General features: G+C 35.7%; 13 protein-coding genes. 3 read left to right on the top strand and 10 right to left on the bottom strand.

Translation table 11 applies throughout. The annotated features are described in order from the left end of the window. Nucleotides 1-44 precede the first annotated feature (44 nt). Both ABD745_RS15585 and ABD745_RS15590 read right to left on the bottom strand, forming a co-directional pair. Entirely contained in the window at nt 45-344 is a 300-nt protein-coding gene (locus ABD745_RS15585; protein ID WP_047398078.1) for a DUF3098 domain-containing protein, read from the bottom strand. A gap of 2 nt (nt 345-346) precedes the next feature. After that, a complete protein-coding gene (locus ABD745_RS15590) occupies nt 347-1246 on the bottom strand; it encodes a permease-like cell division protein FtsX (RefSeq protein ID WP_047398070.1) in 900 nt (299 codons plus the stop codon). 92 nt (nt 1247-1338) lie between these two features. On the opposite strand from ABD745_RS15590, the gene rsmA reads away from it, so the two are divergent. Then, nucleotides 1339-2109 (top strand): 16S rRNA (adenine(1518)-N(6)/adenine(1519)-N(6))-dimethyltransferase RsmA, encoded by a 771-nt coding sequence (gene rsmA / locus ABD745_RS15595; RefSeq protein ID WP_344831917.1) that lies wholly within the window; start codon nt 1339-1341, stop codon nt 2107-2109. A 120-nt stretch (nt 2110-2229) separates the two neighbouring features. Here the strand turns inward: rsmA and ABD745_RS15600 are convergent, their stop codons facing one another. The 8 genes from ABD745_RS15600 to ABD745_RS15635 all read right to left on the bottom strand — a co-directional run bounded on the left by ABD745_RS15600 (nt 2230) and on the right by ABD745_RS15635 (nt 14917). Continuing rightward, nucleotides 2230-4602 carry a choice-of-anchor L domain-containing protein gene (locus ABD745_RS15600; protein WP_344831920.1) on the bottom strand — a complete coding sequence of 791 codons (2373 nt, stop codon included), beginning with the start codon at nt 4600-4602 and terminating at the stop codon, nt 2230-2232. 119 nt (nt 4603-4721) lie between these two features. Further along, entirely contained in the window at nt 4722-8303 is a 3582-nt protein-coding gene (locus tag ABD745_RS15605) for a choice-of-anchor L domain-containing protein (protein ID WP_344831922.1), read from the bottom strand. Between the two features lie 172 nt (nt 8304-8475). After that, entirely contained in the window at nt 8476-10842 is a 2367-nt protein-coding gene (locus tag ABD745_RS15610; RefSeq protein ID WP_344831926.1) for a choice-of-anchor L domain-containing protein, read from the bottom strand. Between the two features lie 197 nt (nt 10843-11039). Beyond that, a complete protein-coding gene (locus tag ABD745_RS15615; RefSeq protein ID WP_344831929.1) occupies nt 11040-11570 on the bottom strand; it encodes a DUF1003 domain-containing protein in 531 nt (176 codons plus the stop codon). An 11-nt stretch (nt 11571-11581) separates the two neighbouring features. Beyond that, a complete protein-coding gene (locus ABD745_RS15620) occupies nt 11582-12352 on the bottom strand; it encodes a TIGR02757 family protein (protein ID WP_425549810.1) in 771 nt (256 codons plus the stop codon). A 7-nt stretch (nt 12353-12359) separates the two neighbouring features. Beyond that, entirely contained in the window at nt 12360-13274 is a 915-nt protein-coding gene (locus ABD745_RS15625) for a ribonuclease Z (protein ID WP_344831932.1), read from the bottom strand. Nucleotides 13275-13380: 106 nt separating this feature from the next. Continuing rightward, nucleotides 13381-13956, bottom strand: coding sequence for an RdgB/HAM1 family non-canonical purine NTP pyrophosphatase (rdgB, locus tag ABD745_RS15630; protein WP_425549803.1), 576 nt, complete (start codon nt 13954-13956; stop codon nt 13381-13383). Nucleotides 13957-14080: 124 nt separating this feature from the next. After that, nucleotides 14081-14917, bottom strand: coding sequence for a CPBP family intramembrane glutamic endopeptidase (locus ABD745_RS15635; RefSeq protein WP_344831935.1), 837 nt, complete (start codon nt 14915-14917; stop codon nt 14081-14083). Between the two features lie 156 nt (nt 14918-15073). Here ABD745_RS15635 and ABD745_RS15640 point away from each other — a divergent pair, with 156 nt between their 5' ends. Together ABD745_RS15640 and ABD745_RS15645 are read left to right on the top strand one after the other, a co-directional pair. Then, a complete protein-coding gene (locus ABD745_RS15640; RefSeq protein WP_344831937.1) occupies nt 15074-16258 on the top strand; it encodes an MFS transporter in 1185 nt (394 codons plus the stop codon). A 322-nt stretch (nt 16259-16580) separates the two neighbouring features. Next, nucleotides 16581-18176 carry a peptide chain release factor 3 gene (locus ABD745_RS15645; protein WP_344831940.1) on the top strand — a complete coding sequence of 532 codons (1596 nt, stop codon included), beginning with the start codon at nt 16581-16583 and terminating at the stop codon, nt 18174-18176. Nucleotides 18177-18208: the final 32 nt, after the last annotated feature.

An 18208-nucleotide genomic window follows, 5' to 3' on the forward strand; every position in this document is an offset into this window, starting at 1 on the left:
TCTAAATTTCCGAATCTTTTAATCTCTAAATAAAAATTTATTAATTATTTTCTTTTTAAAATCGCATAAATTTCAATTGCGAAGCCAATTACGACAAACAACGGTGCAATTCTGATTCTACGGATGGAAAAAATATCTTCGTTCCATGAGTTCGGATCAAATTTTCCATCTACTGTATTCGCATCGTGACCCATCATCAGAAGGAAACCACCCACGATAAATGCTAAACCGATAAGCATCCACTTAAAGTTTTGCTTTCCGAAGTAAAAAGTGTTTTCCTGTGGAACTTCACTTGTTTCTTTTCCGAAGTTTTCGGCGGAAAATTTATTTGTTTTTTTGCTCATTTTTAAGAGTAATATAAGTCGTCAACGTTTGATTTTAGGAACCTCCATGTTGCAATCACCGTACTTAAAACCGTAATGAAAATACCTACTCCAATTACCAGTAAAACCAACCAGAAATATTGATTATTGTCCTGTACAAATGCAGATCCGATCTGGCTTGTGAAGTAATACCAAACTCCAAATAATGCCAGAAGACCGATTCCTGAACCGATAGCTCCCAAAATAACAGCTTCAATAATGAAAGGTTTTAAGATAAATCTTCTCTTGGCACCTACCAACTGCATGGTTTTGATAATAAATCTCTTAGAGAATATTTTCAGACGGATCGAATTGTTAATTAATACAACCGCTAAGATTAAAAATAATATAGAGAAGCCTAAAATCCATTTAAGAATTCGACTAAGGTTATTGTAAACATCCACCATTAAAGTGCTGTCGTTCTTCACATCAATAATTCCCGGAACAGCTTTGATCACCTTTATTGCTTCACCAATTTTTGCTGGATCTACATATTCCGGTTTTAGGGCAATTTCTATAGATGAAGGGAAAATATTTTCTTCGAAAAGCGCATCAGTATCGATTCCCATACTTTTTTTAGCCTCTTGTGAAGCCATTTCTCGGGTAATGTAAGTCGCTTTTTTTACAGGAGCTAATGTCTGAATTTCTTTATAAACCTCAGCTTCCATCTTTGCAATTTTTACAGAATCTTTAGCTTCGTAGTTTTCATCAAAATAAGCATTTACTACAAGCTGTTCTTTGATATAGTCAGAATATTTTTGAGCATTAATTAAAATAAGCCCCATTAATCCTAACAAAAATAACACTAAGGCAATACTTATTACTACTGTAATATTGCTAGACCTAAGCCTTTTCTTATTAAACTCATCTACAGATTTAGCCATTAATATTAAAATTTTTGGCTAAAATAGAAAAAATCTTCCGAAATTTGGGAACGAAAAAGAGAAAATCACTGTTAATTAAATCATAAAAAACATTGAGTGTAAAAGCAAAAAAGCATCTTGGTCAACACTTTTTGACGGATGAAAACATCGCAAAAAAAATCGTTGAGGGTCTTAGTTTTGAGGGTTATAACAAAGTTATGGAAGTGGGTCCCGGAATGGGCGTTCTTACCAAATACCTTCTGGAAACAGACCAGAACATTTATCTTGCAGAGATTGATAAAGAATCAATTGAATACCTTAAAAATAATTATTCTAAAGTAACGGAAGAGACTTTTGTCGGTGATTTTTTGAAACAGGATTTCAACTTTACAAATGGAGAACAGATTGCCATCATAGGAAATTTTCCTTATAATATTTCTTCACAGATTTTATTTCAAATTGTGGATCATTATGAGCTGATTCCTGAAATGGTGGGAATGTTTCAAAAAGAGGTTGCAGAGAGGACTGCTGCCGTTCCGAGAACAAAAAGCTATGGAATCCTTTCCGTGCTGATTCAGGCTTATTATGATACCTCATATATGTTCACAGTGCATGAAAATGTATTTAATCCGCCTCCAAAAGTAAAATCCGGAGTTATCAGGCTTACCAGAAATCCAAAAGAAGGATTGGCAGGAAATGAGGTTTTGTTTAAACAAATCGTGAAAGCAGGTTTTAACCAAAGAAGAAAAAAACTTTCAAACGCTTTGAAAATTTTAAATATTCCGGAAGCTTTGAAAGATCATGATTTTATGGATAAAAGAGCAGAGGAATTGAGTGTTGCGGATTTCATTTCGTTTACACAATTCTGGAGAGAGAATCAATAATTTTCATTAAGTAGACTATTTAAATCAGTGAAAATTTAAGTACTAATTTTATTATTAAACTAAAAATAAAAAAGCCTTTCAAGTAAATTTGAAAGGCTTTTTTGCATTATCTATTATATATTATTCTCTGTTTTTAAGCATGATCCAACCAGATTGGCTCATATTTGTTTTTGATTTCGGATACAGGAAGTTAAACTTGTACCAGTAAGTTGCAGTTGGTAATTTTTTACCTCCTACAGTACCATCCCAAATAGGATTCTGTTTCGTGAATCTGAACATTTCAGAACCATATCTGTCATAAATAGATCCTGTAAAATTATTAAAGTTTCCAAGAGCCGTAAGATCTAAAGTATCATTGATACCATCTTGGTTTGGAGTAATAATATTCGAGATATGTAATGTAAAGAATTCTAATGCTCCAACGCAATGAGTTCCCACTGTTCTTACCTGAATTTGGTAGGTTGTATTATTTTGAAGACCTGTAAATACATTTGATTGCTGCCAAGAAATTCCCCCGTCGATAGAGAACTCTGCCGTTTGAGGAATATTATTAATCATCGGAACTTCAGCGGTGATCGTCAATGTATTGTTACTGTAATCAATATTAGAAACAAATGGAGAAGCCGCAGCGATTACATGAGATGTGAAAGTTCTTTCACAAAATCCGTTTTTAACTACAACTGTATAGATTCCCCACTGATCTACATTGATGGTCTGTGTTACTGCACCAGTACTCCATAAGTATGTATAATTCGGTCCTGCTCCTGCATCAAGAGTAACTCTGTCTCCCTGACACATTTCTACGTCTGCTAACGGAGATGTTAGCTCAGGAACTACCTCAACTGTAATTTTAGCAGGCTGTAAAGATTTACATCCTTTTGCTCCTATAGCATATACTGAAAACGTAGTTGTATTGTATATAGTAGCAGACTGAGTGTTTCCGCTACCAGGGAAATTCGCCCACTCATAAGTTACGCCTCCTGTAGCTGTAAAATTAACAGTATCTCCGGGACATATTTTTATTTTTGATGCAACAACATTTACTGTAGGGGTAGCTTCTTTTGATAATGTTAATTTGACTGTTTTACTACAGAAACCTCCGTTTGAAACTACAACATAAAGAATCTGTCCGTCGGTACCGTTATAATGTAAAATATCCTGGATATAATTATTATTCTGAGCAAGTGCATCTGCCTGATTTACATAAAAATGGAAAACCGCACCCGGTGTTGTACTAATTGAAGGCATTGCAGTACTCAAGTCAAACCACGTGACATCCGGAGTTGTACAAAGCAGCAATGAAGCATCGACTGCTGAAGGCGTTGTTCCTCCGTTAATTTTTATATTTGCTTTCCCCGGACAAGGATTTCCTGGGAAAGATACCTGAATTTCATAATTACCCGGTTGAGTCGCCGTAATGGTAGGTGTTGTAGCACCCGGAATAGCAACTCCATTGAAGAACCACTGATAAGTCATGATAGGATCACTTACAGAAGCTGTAATTACCTGAGGTACATTATCACAAACATTAATTTCTTCCGGTAAAGTACCTCCTGAAGGATCTAATAATTCAACACCGATGTTGAAAGATCCACCTTCTAAGAATACTGCAGAATCATAACTTGTATCTAAAGCGTCACCTAAAACCATTTTGAAGTGGTAAGATTGCCCCGGAGTTACTGTAGCCGTAGCTGTAAGAGGTATCGTTCTTCCGTTAAAATTTGTTTCGATAGCCGCTGTATTATAACCACCAAAAAATGTTGGATTAGCAGCACCACAAGATAAAGTTCCGCCACCAAACATTGTCGCAGGGTGAATATTGGTAACACTTACAGGTCCTGTTCCCGGAGTTGGTAATATAGCCATATTTACATAAGGTCCTCCTGCAGTTGGCTTTAACAATAAAGCAAAAGCATCTGAAAAGCTACAAGGGAATGAACCTGTATATTCTTCAGAAGCAAATAAATAATTAAATTTTACCTGACTTGAAGTCGGTACAAAGTCAAATTCCAAAATAACAGCATCATTAAGGTTTCCTGAAGGGTTTGTTGCTGCTACAAGATCAGGATCACTTCCTGACTGTAAGGCATCTCCAAGAGTTGTACTGATATAACTGTTTCCAGCCTTGTTTACATACCCCGTTGCCAGAACAATCCCGTCTTTAAAAGGAAAAGCAGTAGTTCCTCTATGAAAATATCCCCAAGATCTGTTAGCACTGGTTGCCGGCAGATTCGGGCTTACCTGAACATTCGATACGTTTGGTGTCACACATGAATTGGTACCTGATGATATTAAAACATCCTTCACCAATTGTAAAGGATCATAGGCTGATGCAGGATACGTTGCAGCATTAACATCAATAAATGCTCCTGACTTCATTGTCAAAGCTGACGCCTTTTCTTTTTGAAGTTTTCTTGGAGCAGTATTCTGTGAATAAAAGAGACTCGACGACGAGGCTACAAATAAGGAAAACAATAGTAGATATCTCTTCATAATAATTTTGTTTCAACAAATTTAATTTTTTTTTGCTAATACCACACATAAATTTGGCATTTTTATGTATAAAAAGCAAAAAAACCTCTCAACTTGAGAGGTTTTAATTTAATTATCTTTTAATTTCTGTTTTTTAACAAAATCCATCCGCTTCGAAGCTCAAGTTTCTTACTTGCCGGATTTTCCCATTGTACACGATACCAATAAGTAGCAGTTGGAATAGCGAGACTGCCTCGTAGCATCCCGTTCCAAACCGTATCGTTTTTAGTAGCTTTAAACATTTCCTGACCATATCTGTCAAAGATTGAAGCAGCGAAATTATTGTATTTGCTAATTCCTGTAAAATCTATCGTATCATTTTTCCCGTCAGAATTCGGAGTGATTGCATTAATCACTACAAACGTAAAAAAGGATAATGTTGTATTACATTTTGCGTCTTTCACTCTCACCATCATATTGTAATTGGTATTATCCAGAATATTATAGAAAATATTGGAATTCTGCCAAGTAATACCACCATCAATAGAATATTCTAAAATTCCGCCTGTTGGGTTTGTTGTTGATAATGTTAACACATGATTTTCATAAGTAACATTCGTAAACTGAGGCAATGTAGGGTTTATTAATTGAGCAGTAAATACCTTAGAACAGGTTCCGTTACTTATTGTCACAGAATATGCTCCCGGTGTGTTTACAGAGATTGTCTGTGTTGTTGCACCTGTACTCCATACATAGGTATAATTTGGTCCTGAACCCGCATCTAAAATTCCAAAATCTCCGGCACAAGCATATACATCTTTTAATGTTGATACAATTGCAGGTACAACTTCAATTGTAATTGAAGTAGGGTTAGCTACTTTACACCCGTTTCCACCTAAAGCAAAAACAGAATAAGTAGTGGTAACCGTAGGAGAAACCACCTGAGTATTTCCGTTTCCTGGTAATCCTACCCATTCATAAGTAATACCGCCTGATGCTGTTAATGTAACAGATTCTCCAGCACAAATTTTAGATTTTGAAGCAGCCAAAATAGCTACCGGAGGACCAACAACTATGGTAATTGTAGCAGGAGTTGCAGAAACACATCCATTAGCTCCTACAGCAAAAACGGTATATGTAGTTGTATTTGCGGGAGAAACCACCTGAGTATTTCCGTTTCCGGTAAGACCGACCCAATTATAAGTAACACCACCTGAAGCCGTTAAAGTAACAGATTCTCCCGGACAAATCTGCGAAAAAGTAGAAGTTACCGTTGCTACAGGAAGCGTTGTATTTTGAGTCACTGTTACACTTAATGTATAATTACAGTTTAAATTTCCCGGTTGATTAACATTACTTACTGTTAAAGTATAAACTCCACCAGCATTTACAACAGGAGTTAAAGTATTTGCTCCTGAAACAATATTTCCACCTGTAGTAGTCCATGCAATTGTGGAACCTGCGGGAATCACTGATGCTGCAGCATTCAATGTGATCTGAGCTGTTGTACATGTAATTTGCTGTGGTGGATCAATTGTTAAAGTTGTTTGTGGTGTTGATAATAACTGTAACGTTACAACATATCTACATCCTCCACTTATAACCAAAACATAAATTGTCTGGCCCCCTGCACTGTTAAAAGATGCCGGAGTGGCAATTGTATTTGTATTTCCCGCATTCGCATCAGCAAGATTAACATAATAAGCAAAAGTAACACCTCCTGCAGAAGTAATCTGAGGTTCTGCTTCTGTTAAATTATAATTAATACCTCCTGCCTGATAACATTTAAACAAAGTAGCATTCTGTACAGTTATTGGCTGAGACACCTGGATAGTAATTGTAGCAGGATTTGCAGAAACACAGCCGTTTGCTCCTACTGCTGTTACTGTATAAGTAGTTGTAGCAGTTGGTGAAACTGTTTGAGTATTTCCCGTTCCCGGTAAACCAGTCCAATTATAGGTTACACCTCCAGAAGCCGTTAAAGTCACTGATTCCCCGGAACAGATCAATATTTTTGAAGCTGTTAAACCGGTAGTTGGCGGTGCACTGTCTCCTGTAACTGTTACACTTGCTGTACCTGTACATGTTAAATTTCCAGGCTGATAAATATTTGAAATTGTTAAGGTATAAACTCCCGCTAGATTTATAACCGGATTTAATGTATTTGCTCCTGAAACAATGTTTCCACCTGTAGTTGTCCAGCTGAATGTAGCTCCCGCAGGGAAAACAGAAGTCGAGGCGTTCAATGTTATTTGTGAATTCGTACAGGTTAAAATACCCGGAGGTGCAATATTAGCCGTTATCTGAGGAGCTTTTATCAATTGTAATTCGGCAACTTTTGAACAAAATCCGTTTTTAACCAACACATACACAGTTTGCCCTGCACTTGAAAAGGCAGTAGGAGTTGCAATGGTATTTCCGTTTCCAGCCAAAGCGTCTGCCTGATTAACATAATAGGTAAATGTTACTCCAGGAGTTGAACTAATTGCCGCTTGAGCTGATGTTAAATTGAAGGTAGCATTTCCCGGTGTATAGCAGGAAGTAAGTGTTGCATTCTGCACCGTAGGTGAAGTTCCACCCACGATGGTTATAGAAGCTGTTCCCGGACATGTATTTCCCGGTAAAAATACCTGAACAGTATAAGTACCCGGTTGAGTAGCTGTGTAAGAAGCATTAATAGCTCCAGGAATTGGCGTAGTTCCTAGCAACCATTGATAAGTCGCACCAACACCCTGAACTGAAGCCGTAAACGTCTGAGGCACATTATCACATACATTAATAGATGAAGGAAGTGCTACTCCAGCAGGATCTAAAAGTTGAACACCAATATCAAAAGATCCGGCTTCAAGGAAAACAGCAGAATCAAAATTTGAATCCTGATAATCTGCCAAAACCATTTTGAAATGATAAGTCTGTCCTGGAATTACTGTTGCTGTTGCTGTTAAAGGAGTTGTACGTCCATCAAAGTTAGTTTCAATCTGAGGATTGTTTATTCCTGCAAAATATTGAACGTTCTTTGGGCCGCAAGGTAAGCTTGCAGGGATGATATTCGTAACACTTACAGGTCCTCCTGCTCCCGGAAGAACTGCAAGATTGGTATAAGTAGGATCTCCGACTTTTTTTAATAATAATGCAAAACCGTCAGAAATACTACAGGTAAAGTTACTTTGATATTCTTTAGAGGCAAATAAATATCTGAAAGAAACCTTTGTAGAAGCAGGCACAAAATCAAATTCTATATAAGTTGCATCTCTTAAATTTGCATTACTCACACTTAAAGCGGTTGCCAAATCAGCATCTCCACTGGTAGGAAGAGCATCACTCAAAGTTCCCTGAAAAGTGTTTCCTGTTTTTCTCGCATATCCGGTTGTAAGAACAATCCCTTTAGCGAAAGGAAAATTGGTCGTTGCTTTATTAAAATATCCCCAACTTCTGTTTTGGTCGGTAACCGCTAAATTAGGAGAAACAACGACGTTACTTACATTAGCAGCAGAACATGTAGATCCACCACTGATGAGTACGTCTTTTACCAATTGCGTTATGCTATAGTTTGTTTCCGGATAGCCAGCAGCATTTACATCAATAAAAACTCCCGCCTTCATGCTTGCAGCGGTAGGTTTTTTGACAACGCCTTTACTCTGCCTGTCCTGAGCAAAAACAAAGCACCCTGCAAAAACTAAAAATAAAGCCAAAAATAAACTTCTTGTCCTCCTATTTAACATTTTATATTATTTTACACAAAAATACTATTTTTTTTGATTGAATTTCAATTCAATCTAAATTACATTATCACTAATGCAATTACATTTATTTTAGAAATACCATTTTTAATTAGTTTAAAAACGAAAAAAAGACCAACAAATTGTCGGTCTTTTTTTAATATAGCTTAAAATATTAGTCAAGGTTTTTCAGCAGTATCCAACCGGTTTTCAGTGCCGGTTTTTTGCTTGCTGGATCTTCAAAACTTACCTGATACCAGTAAGATGAAGTGGAAAGACGTTTTCCCTGAAAATATCCATCCCAATAAGGCTGTAAGCTGCTCGCTTTATAAACTTCTTTTCCGTAACGGTCAAAAATAGATGCCTTGAAGTCTTTATATTGATTCACTCCTCTAAAATCAATAATATCGTTAATATTATCTCCGTTCGGAGTGATTACATTCTGCATTACAAATGTGAAATATTGTAAGAATCCTACACAACTTGTTTTCTTCACTCTTACCCTGATAGAAACAATAATGTTTCTAGGGACATTCGTAAATGTATTTGAATTCTGCCAAGTAAGACCATTATCAATTGAATATTCTAATGGTCCGTTGCTTGGGTTACTTGCTGTAAGCACCATCGTTCCGTTTTCATTATAATTTACATTAATAATTTCCGGAATAATCGCCTGGATCACCTGTGTTTTAAACTCCTTTGTACAAACACCGTTATTAATTACCACAGAATAAGTCCCTGGTGTTCCTACTGAGATAGTCTGTGTTGTATCACCTGTATTCCATGTATAATGATAGTTCGGTCCTGTTCCGGCGTCTAAAGTAATTACATCACCCTGACAGATCATTCCTCCGGAAAGGTTTGACGTAATTGCGGGAACAACTTCTACCACGATAGAAGCTGGCTGTAAAGATTTACATCCCTGTGCACCAATCGCATATACCGAATATGTCGTTGTTTGAGTTGGAGAAACTGTTTGCGTAGCACCTGTTCCGGTTAATCCTATCCATTGATAAGTTACTCCGTTAGCAGCTGTTAAAGTTGTAGATTCGCCTGCGCATATTCTCACTTTTGTAGCGGTAAGCTGAGCAATAGGTGTTGCTTCTTTGTTCAATGTTAAGGTAACCATTTTACTACAAAAAGATCCGTTTGAAACAACAACGTATAATACTTGTCCATCTGTACCGGGATAGTTGCTCATTGCTGATGCACTAAGATAATTACTGTTTTGAGCAACTGCATCCGACTGATTGACATAATAATGCACAACTGCAGAAGTTGAACTTGTGATCATCGGTGTTGCAGTATTTAAATTAAATGTCAAAAGAGAAGGTGTTGTACAAAGTTTCAGCGTTGCATTTTGTGCAGGAGGTGTTGTTCCTCCGACAATTGTTATTGTTGCAGATCCCGGACAGTTATTTCCCGGCACAGAAACTTTTACTTCATATACTCCGGGCGAAGTTGCGACATAAGTACCATTTGTAGCACCATTGATAATCGTTCCGTCCTTATACCACTGATACGTCATTCCTGGTATAGCAGAAACCTGAGCAACCAAAGTTTGTGGAATATTATCACATATATTAAGTGTACTCGGTAAAACTACTCCATTTCCGTCAACAATTTTAATACCTATATCAAAAGATCCTCCTTCAATGAATACGGCAGAGTCATACCCCGTATCTCTATAATCAGACAAGACCATTTTAAAATGATAAGCAACTCCCGGTGTAACATTGGCAGTTGCTGTTAAAGGAACTGTTCTTCCTTCGTAATTTGTTACAATATTAGAAGCAGTATTATATCCTGCAAAATATATTTCGTTGATAGCAGGACATCCTCCACCTCCTGCAATAGCAGGGTGAATATTTGTCATACTTACAGGTCCTGCCGTCCCCGGTAAAACAGCCACATTTACATAAGGACCTCCGGCAACCGGTTTGATCAATAAAGCAAATGCATCAGAATACTGACATGGGTAACTGCCTGTATATTCTTCGGAAGCAAAAAGATAATTAAACTTCACCTGGTTAGAGTTTGGTACAAAGTCAAACTCCAGCATTACATTATCATTATAATGATCAGTAGGATTGGTGATAGGAACTGCTGCTACCAGATCAGGATCATCCATACCGGCACCAATGACATTTGTACTTACAGATGACGCTACATTTCCTGCCTCTCTGGCACGACCTGTAGTTAAAACAATACCATCTGTAAAAGGGAAATTAGTAGTTCCTTTATGGAAATATCCCCAAAACCTGTCATTATTAGTTGTCGGTTGATTGGGAGTAACCGTTACATTCGTTACATTGGGAACCGAACAGGTCGACCCTCCGTTGATAAGAATATCTTTCACAAGCTGTTCGGCACTGTAATTAGAAGGTGCATAACCCGCAGCATTTACATCTATAAAAACCCCAGCCTTATTATTAATCGAAGTAACAATATTCTTGGGGGCTTTTCTTTGAGAAAATACTGTAGTAGAAACAGCCAATGTCAGTAAAGATAAAAGGTAGTTTTTTAGTCTATAATTTAACATTTTGTCGTTGTTTGTTCAAAAATACTACTTTTTTTATTTAAATATGGACAAATAAAGCATTATTATTGTCAAAAATTTAAATTATTTACAATCTTAATAATTAGAAGATAATTTATCTAAATAATGAAAAAAGACTGATAATTTTATCAGCCCCTCAATATATATTATTTATTAAAATATAATTATCACTTATTTGTTTATTCTTTTCTAAGCTCGTTAATTTTATTCTGAAGCTCCTCAATTTTATCCTTTAAAGATTTTATTTCATTCTTATTTGAGCTTACATTACTTTTCAGCATAACATTTTTTGCTCTCTCACTATGGTCTTCTTCGTCTTCATCTTCATTGATTTCTTCAATATCTTCCTGAATATCTTCAATGTCTTCGTTGATCTCTTCAATGTCCTCACTGATTTCCTCAATATCTTCGCTGATCTCTTCAATATCTTCCTGAATGTCTTCAATATCTTCTTGGATGTCTTCAATCTTTTCATGGCTTTTATTCACCGACATTTGGATAAAAATTGCCAGATAAATCGCTTCCAGAGAAACAACTGTTGTAAGGATCAACAGCATCTTATCAAATTCCACAATATGAAGCAAAGGCAACAGGAATGAAATCATAAAAAACAAAGTATGCGCAATCAATGACGGGATAGAACCGATCCACCATGTAATTCCGTTGGCAATTTTTTCTAAAACTTCAATTTTTTCCTCGTTATTTTTCATTGTGTATTGCTTTAAAATAATTCTTTGGTCACTCCTAATCCAAACAGCGCAAAATCATATTTTGCAGGATCTTTATCGTCAAATTTTCTGATGACAAAATCAAGTTCTTCTACCGTTTTCCAATCATTCTGAGTTCTTGAAATCAATCCTAATTTTCTCGAAATATTTCCTGTATGCACATCCAACGGAATCGAAAGATACTTCTGATCTATGTTTTCCCAAATACCAAAATCCACTCCGCGTTTGTCTTTACGAACCATCCAACGAAGAAACATGATGATTCTCTTTGTAGAAGAGTTCTTGTAAGGTGAACTTACATGCTTATGAGTTCTGTGCTTCTCAATTCCTAAAAACTCGCTTCTGAATCTTTCAATAGCATGAGAAAAATTAATTTCTGAATCATTTACTTTAAATAAACTTTCAAGACTTTCATTTTCTTTATAAATTCTGTTAAACTGCTTAATAAAATAGGTAAAATCTTCCCCATTAAAAGTTCTGTGGATGCTTTTATCCTGAATTTGCTTTAGATCTTTTTCAGAATAATTCAGCACAAAATCATGAGGAGAATTCCCCATGATATCAAGCATTTTCTCCGCTGACTTTATGATCGCTTTTCTGTTTCCCCAAGAAATTGTAGCTGTCAAAAATCCGGCAATTTCAATATCCTGTCTCAAAGAAAAACGATGCGGAATCTGCAGCGGATCATTTTCTATAAAATCGGGATGATTGTACTGATCTGCCTTTTCATCTAAGAAGACTTTTAATTCTTCAAATTTCAACATCATTTTTTTAAATTTTCACTGGCTCTAAAGCCTTTGGTAAATATGAATTTGGGAAAACTGTTCTTGCTTCGTCCGTAAACACAGTCAAATCCCCATATCTATTGGAAAAATGTCCTAAAATCAGCTTTCCGACCTGAGCTTTCTGAGCAATTGTAGCCGCTTCCAAAGCCGTTGTATGACCTGTATAATCTGCCATTTCTTTCAGATCATGCAAAAATGTAGATTCATGATATAAAACCGATACATTCTTAATGATGGGAATTACGCTTTCCAAATATCTTGTATCACTGCAGAATGCATATGAAACAGGAGGAGCCGGTTCAAGGGTAAGAATTTCATTTTTAAGAACATACCCGTCACTCAGTACAAAATCTTTTCCTGCTTTTATATTATGATAATCACAAGTTTCTATCTCACTGTATTTTGCAATTTCCTTCATGTTCAGATGTCTGTCTTTCGGTTTTTCTTTAAACAGATAACCGTTGCAGTAAATCCTGTGATCTAAAGGAATTGTATAAACCTCTACTCTATTATCTTCGTAAATTTTCTCGGAATAATTCTTATCCAATTCATGATAAACCACTTCAAAACCCCGATGCGTTTCGGTAATTGTAAAGATCGTTTCCAACATATTTTTAATCCCTTTCGGACCGTACACATGAAGCGGAGTATCTCTTCCCAACAATCTGAAAGACGCAATTAATCCCGGTAAACCAAAACAATGATCCCCATGAAGATGCGAAATAAAAATATGATTTATCCTTGAAAATTTTACTTTTGCCTTTCTCAACTGAACCTGAGTTCCTTCTCCACAATCGATCAGGAAAGATCTTTCTTCCATTTCCAAAAACTGTGCAGTCGGAGAAGAATTGATCGTAGGAATCGCTGAGTTAAAGCCTAATATCGTTAAATAAGTACTCAAATTAATTGTTTATTATAATGACAAATGTACGGATTTAGGTTAAGATTAAGGTTTAGACTGAAACTTAAGTTAAAACTTAGCTTAAACCTTAATCTTAACCTAAAAATCATTCTTTTACTTTCAAAAAATCCAGGAACAGATCCAAAGCCTGTTTTCTGTGGCTGATTCTGTTTTTATCTTCAGGATTCATTTCCGCAAAAGTCATTTTGTGACCTTCCGGAACAAAAATCGGATCGTAGCCAAAACCTTTGAAACCTTTATTTTCTGTCAATAAATTTCCGTGAACCCTGCCGTCGAAATATTTTGCTCCGTTTTGGTCATAATAGCATAAAACCGTGATGAAATAAGCTTTTCTGTTTTCAATGCCTTCCATTTCATTCAATACTTTTTCGATATTTTTTGCAAAGTCGTGATCACCTGCATAACGTGCGGAAAAAATTCCGGGTCTGCCGTCCAAAGATTCTACAACCAAACCGCTGTCATCACCTAAACTTGGAATTCCTGTTTTTTTGAAGCAATATTTAGCTTTAATCAAAGCATTCGCATTGAAAGAATCTCCATCTTCTACAATTTCTTCATGAATATTATAATCAGTAAGACTCTTTACGACAAATTCGTTTCCTAAAATCTGCTGGATTTCTTCTTTTTTATGTATGTTGTGGGTTGCTACCAGTAATTCCATATTCAATTTCATTTATTTAATTTCTATTTTTTGTTTAAACACAAATCGCACGGATTTTTTACACAAATAAACACCAATAAATCTTGTGAAATTTGTGAAAACATTTGTGTAATTAGTGTTTAAATTAAATTTCAGAATAATGAACTCTATATTTTTTGGTAAAAAGATAATAAAACAATAAAAAAAGTACAATTCCGATTGTCAATATAATCCATTCTGAAACTTTAAAAGCATCTGCGAAACTTTCGTTTTTAGTATATATTATTAATAATGTCGAGCATAAATTATTAAAACCATGTAACAGCATCGGCAAAAGCAATGATTTTGTTTTGTAATAAACCAATCCTAAAACGCAGCCTAGCAAGACCGCCCCAACAAACTGCCAGGGATTTGCATGAACTAACCCAAAAATAATGGATGAAAAAACAATTGCTTTCCATGGTTCAACACCTTTATTCATAAATCCTTTTTGAATAATTCCTCTGAAAATAATTTCTTCGAAAATGGGAGCACAAATTACAGCCGTAATGATCATCACAACCGGATCATCGGTTAATTTTTCCATTAACTGAGTGAAAAATTCGTAATACTTACCAAAAAATGGTCCTGTTGTAGGAATTTGAGCCGTAATGAATTCTGAAACGAACATCATCCCGATCATCATTGGAAAAATCAGAAGATAGGTGTAAAAATTTGTAGGTGAAAAATTGAAATTAAGCTTCTTTCCCGTCGTTCTTCTTACAATAAAAAAATCAAAAAAAGCAATTGCCCCAACAAATCCAGTCGCATTAGAAATCATGAAAAACCAATCTTTATACTGAAGATTCTCTTTGAACGTAAACATCCAGAAAACATTAAAAAAAGAAGTGATCGTTGTTCCCACAAATAATCCCGCCAACAAAACAAGACCTCCGATCCATGTAAATGTAAATTTAGGATATTTGTTTTCCATATCTGCCATTGATTTTATTTGAAAACAAAGATAATTCAAATTATCAGAAAAGAGAATTCCGGAAAAACTTTGAACTGAAAAACCTGACAAATTTTATATTTTTTTAATTTAAATTTCCCTACAAAGCTATTTTTATGAAGTAACTTTGCAGCTTAATTTTTTCACATGGATAATTTAGTAAATCGGTCAGAGAATGTTAACTTATCCTTGATTACTTATGTGTGTTTTACTTTTGTAGGATATTTCATTATAGGATTATCTCTGTCTGTTCTTCCGATTTTTATTAATAAAAATTTAGGTTTTAGTTTGGTTGTTGCCGGATTGGTAATTAGTTTACAATATGTGTCTACATTTTTTCTGAGAGCATACTCCGGGAAAATCATTGACGGGAAAGGTCCGAAACCTGCTGTATTATTCAGTATGCTAAGTTTTTCTCTTACAGGGATCTTTTTAATTATTGCTTATTATTTTAAATTCTCCCCTTTCATCAGTCTTACATTCCTTGTGGTTACACGTTTACTCACTGGTTGTGCAGAAGGAATGATTGGCGCAAGTCCTATCAATTGGGCAATTATGGCAGTCGGAGAAAAATATACGGCAAAAATCATTTCTTATAATGGCGTTGCCTGTTACGGAGCTTTGGCAATCGGAGCTTCTCTCGGAATACTCATTGAACAAAAATTCAGTCTTTATGGCATTGGAGTTCTTTCTATTATACTAGGAATTTTAGGATTTCTTTTTGCCAGAACGAAAGAAAATAAAACCAATAGTAATCAAAAAGAATCTCAATCTTTCTGGAAAGTTTTGGGAAAAGTAGCTCCGTTTGGAGTTTGTCTCGCTTTGGGAGGTCTTGGTTTTGCAAGTATTTCTACCTTTATCACTTTGTATTACAATTATTTTCACTGGAATAACGGCGCTTTATGTTTAAGTGTTTTTGGAGGATTATTCGTTGCGGGAAGATTGGTTTTCAGTAATGTCATTAATAATTATGGCGGAATAAAAGTGGCAATCGCCTGTCTTTTGGTAGAAACCATCGGACTTTTGGTTATTGCTTGTGCTACCAATTCACAAATGGCTCTCGTTGGAGCTGGAGTTACGGGTCTAGGATTTTCATTAATTTTTCCTGCATTAGGTGTTGTTGCAATAAAGAGCGTTTCTCCGTCAAATCAAGGTTCTGCATTGGCGGGTTACGGACTTTTTATCGATCTTTCACTTGGTGTTGCAGGTCCTTTGATTGGCGGTGTTGCAGATATTTATGGAATGAGTTATATTTTTCCTTTCAGTGCGGCAATGGTTTTTGTGGGTTTGGGATTGGCTTGTTTGCTTAAAATGAAAACTTTAAAATACTAATTACACAAATATTTACACAAATTTCACAAACCAGATAAGCTTTTTTAACCACAAAAGTCACAAAAGATTTTTGTACTTTAGTTTAACTAAGTTTACATTTTTATTACAGAGAAGTTCACATTAGTTTTTAAAAAATTTTTGATTTTTATTTTGTGTGCTTTTTTAAATCTAAGCGCAAAGCTTTAAAAATTAACTTTTGCTTCTTTTGTGGTTAAATAAAATTAGTGCTTATTCGTATTAAATTAGTGCCGTTTGTGTTTAAACAAAATCAAATTTTCAGGATTCGACAAAATTCACGATTTTTGCAACTTCAAAATACGATATGTCAGACTTAATCAAAGAAATAGAAAAAAGAAAAACCTTCGGAATTATCTCTCACCCCGATGCCGGAAAAACCACTCTTACGGAAAAGCTGTTGCTTTTCGGGGGTGCAATTCAGGAAGCGGGTGCGGTAAAATCCAATAAAATAAAAAAAGGAGCAACCTCCGATTTCATGGAAATTGAAAGACAGAGAGGGATCTCCGTAGCAACTTCCGTGTTGGCTTTTGAATACAGAGATCACAAAATCAACATTCTGGATACTCCGGGTCACAAGGATTTTGCAGAAGATACGTACAGAACTTTAACTGCGGTTGATTCCGTAATCGTTGTTATCGACGTTGCAAAAGGAGTTGAGGAACAGACTGAAAAACTGGTTCAGGTTTGCAGAATGAGAAATATCCCGATGTTGGTTTTCATTAATAAGCTTGACCGTGAAGGTAAAGACGCCTTCGATTTGCTGGATGAAGTTGAGCAGAAATTAGGATTAACGGTTTGTCCGCTTTCTTTGCCAATCGGTATGGGAGCTGATTTCCAGGGAATTTATAATATCTGGGAAAACAATATTCAGCTATTCTTAGAAGAGAAAAAACAGAAAGTTGGTGAAGCGATTAAGTTTGATGATATTAATGATGCTTCAATTGATGAAGTTATTGGTGAAAAAGCTGCAAAAAACTTAAGAGAAGAACTTGATCTGGTTCAATCCGTTTATCCGGAATTTAATCGTGAGGATTATATGAAAGGTGATTTGCAACCGGTTTTCTTTGGTTCAGCATTAAATAATTTTGGAGTTCGTGAACTATTGGATGCCTTCATCGATATTGCTCCGATGCCACAGCCAAAAGAAAGCGACACCCGTTTGGTAAAGCCTGAAGAAAGTACTTTTACAGGATTTGTTTTCAAAATTCACGCAAACATGGATCCGAAACACAGAGACAGACTCGCTTTCGTGAAAATTGTTTCAGGAGTTTTCAAAAGAAACGAAAATTATTTATTGGTAAGAGAAGGCAAAAAAATGAAATTCTCTTCTCCAAACGCATTCTTTGCAGATAAAAAAGAAGTGGTAGACGAAAGTTTCCCGGGAGATATTGTCGGACTTCACGATACGGGAAGTTTCAGAATTGGTGATACGTTGACTGGAGGTGAAAAACTTAGCTTTAAAGGTGTTCCAAGTTTCTCTCCGGAACATTTCAGATATATTAATAATAATGATCCTTTGAAGGCAAAACAGCTAGCAAAAGGCATCGATCAGTTGATGGATGAAGGTGTTGCCCAGTTATTTACACTTGAAATGAACAACAGAAAAATTATCGGAACTGTTGGTGCCCTTCAATATGAGGTTATCCAATATCGTCTGGAGCATGAATATGGCGCAAAATGTACTTACGAACCACTTTCTATGCACAAAGCCTGTTGGATTGAAGCAGATGAAAAGTCTGATGAATTCAAAGAATTTGCGAGATTGAAGCAGAGGTTTTTGGCGAGAGATAAATACAATCAATTGGTTTTCCTTGCCGATTCTTCTTTCACAATTCACATGACGCAGGAGAAATTCCCGAATGTGAAGCTGCATTTTATCAGTGAGTTTCAGAATGCTTAGTTAAAAAATAATTAGCTTTAAATATAGATCCG

It is taken from the genome of Chryseobacterium ginsenosidimutans (assembly GCF_039536845.1).
GTDB classification, from domain to species: domain Bacteria; phylum Bacteroidota; class Bacteroidia; order Flavobacteriales; family Weeksellaceae; genus Chryseobacterium; species Chryseobacterium ginsenosidimutans_B.

Bases quoted from the DNA above. Each gene is read 5' to 3' on its own strand.
- ABD745_RS15585 (WP_047398078.1), bottom strand. From the start codon at position 344: ATGAGCAAAAAAACAAATAAATTTTCCGCCGAAAACTTCGGAAAAGAA.
- ABD745_RS15590 (WP_047398070.1), bottom strand. From the start codon at position 1,246: ATGGCTAAATCTGTAGATGAGTTTAATAAGAAAAGGCTTAGGTCTAGC.
- ABD745_RS15600 (WP_344831920.1), bottom strand. From the start codon at position 4,602: ATGAAGAGATATCTACTATTGTTTTCCTTATTTGTAGCCTCGTCGTCG.
- ABD745_RS15605 (WP_344831922.1), bottom strand. From the start codon at position 8,303: ATGTTAAATAGGAGGACAAGAAGTTTATTTTTGGCTTTATTTTTAGTT.
- ABD745_RS15610 (WP_344831926.1), bottom strand. From the start codon at position 10,842: ATGTTAAATTATAGACTAAAAAACTACCTTTTATCTTTACTGACATTG.
- ABD745_RS15615 (WP_344831929.1), bottom strand. From the start codon at position 11,570: ATGAAAAATAACGAGGAAAAAATTGAAGTTTTAGAAAAAATTGCCAAC.
- ABD745_RS15620 (WP_425549810.1), bottom strand. From the start codon at position 12,352: ATGTTGAAATTTGAAGAATTAAAAGTCTTCTTAGATGAAAAGGCAGAT.
- rdgB (WP_425549803.1), bottom strand. From the start codon at position 13,956: ATGGAATTACTGGTAGCAACCCACAACATACATAAAAAAGAAGAAATC.
- ABD745_RS15635 (WP_344831935.1), bottom strand. From the start codon at position 14,917: ATGGCAGATATGGAAAACAAATATCCTAAATTTACATTTACATGGATC.
- ABD745_RS15640 (WP_344831937.1), top strand. From the start codon at position 15,074: ATGGATAATTTAGTAAATCGGTCAGAGAATGTTAACTTATCCTTGATT.
- ABD745_RS15645 (WP_344831940.1), top strand. From the start codon at position 16,581: ATGTCAGACTTAATCAAAGAAATAGAAAAAAGAAAAACCTTCGGAATT.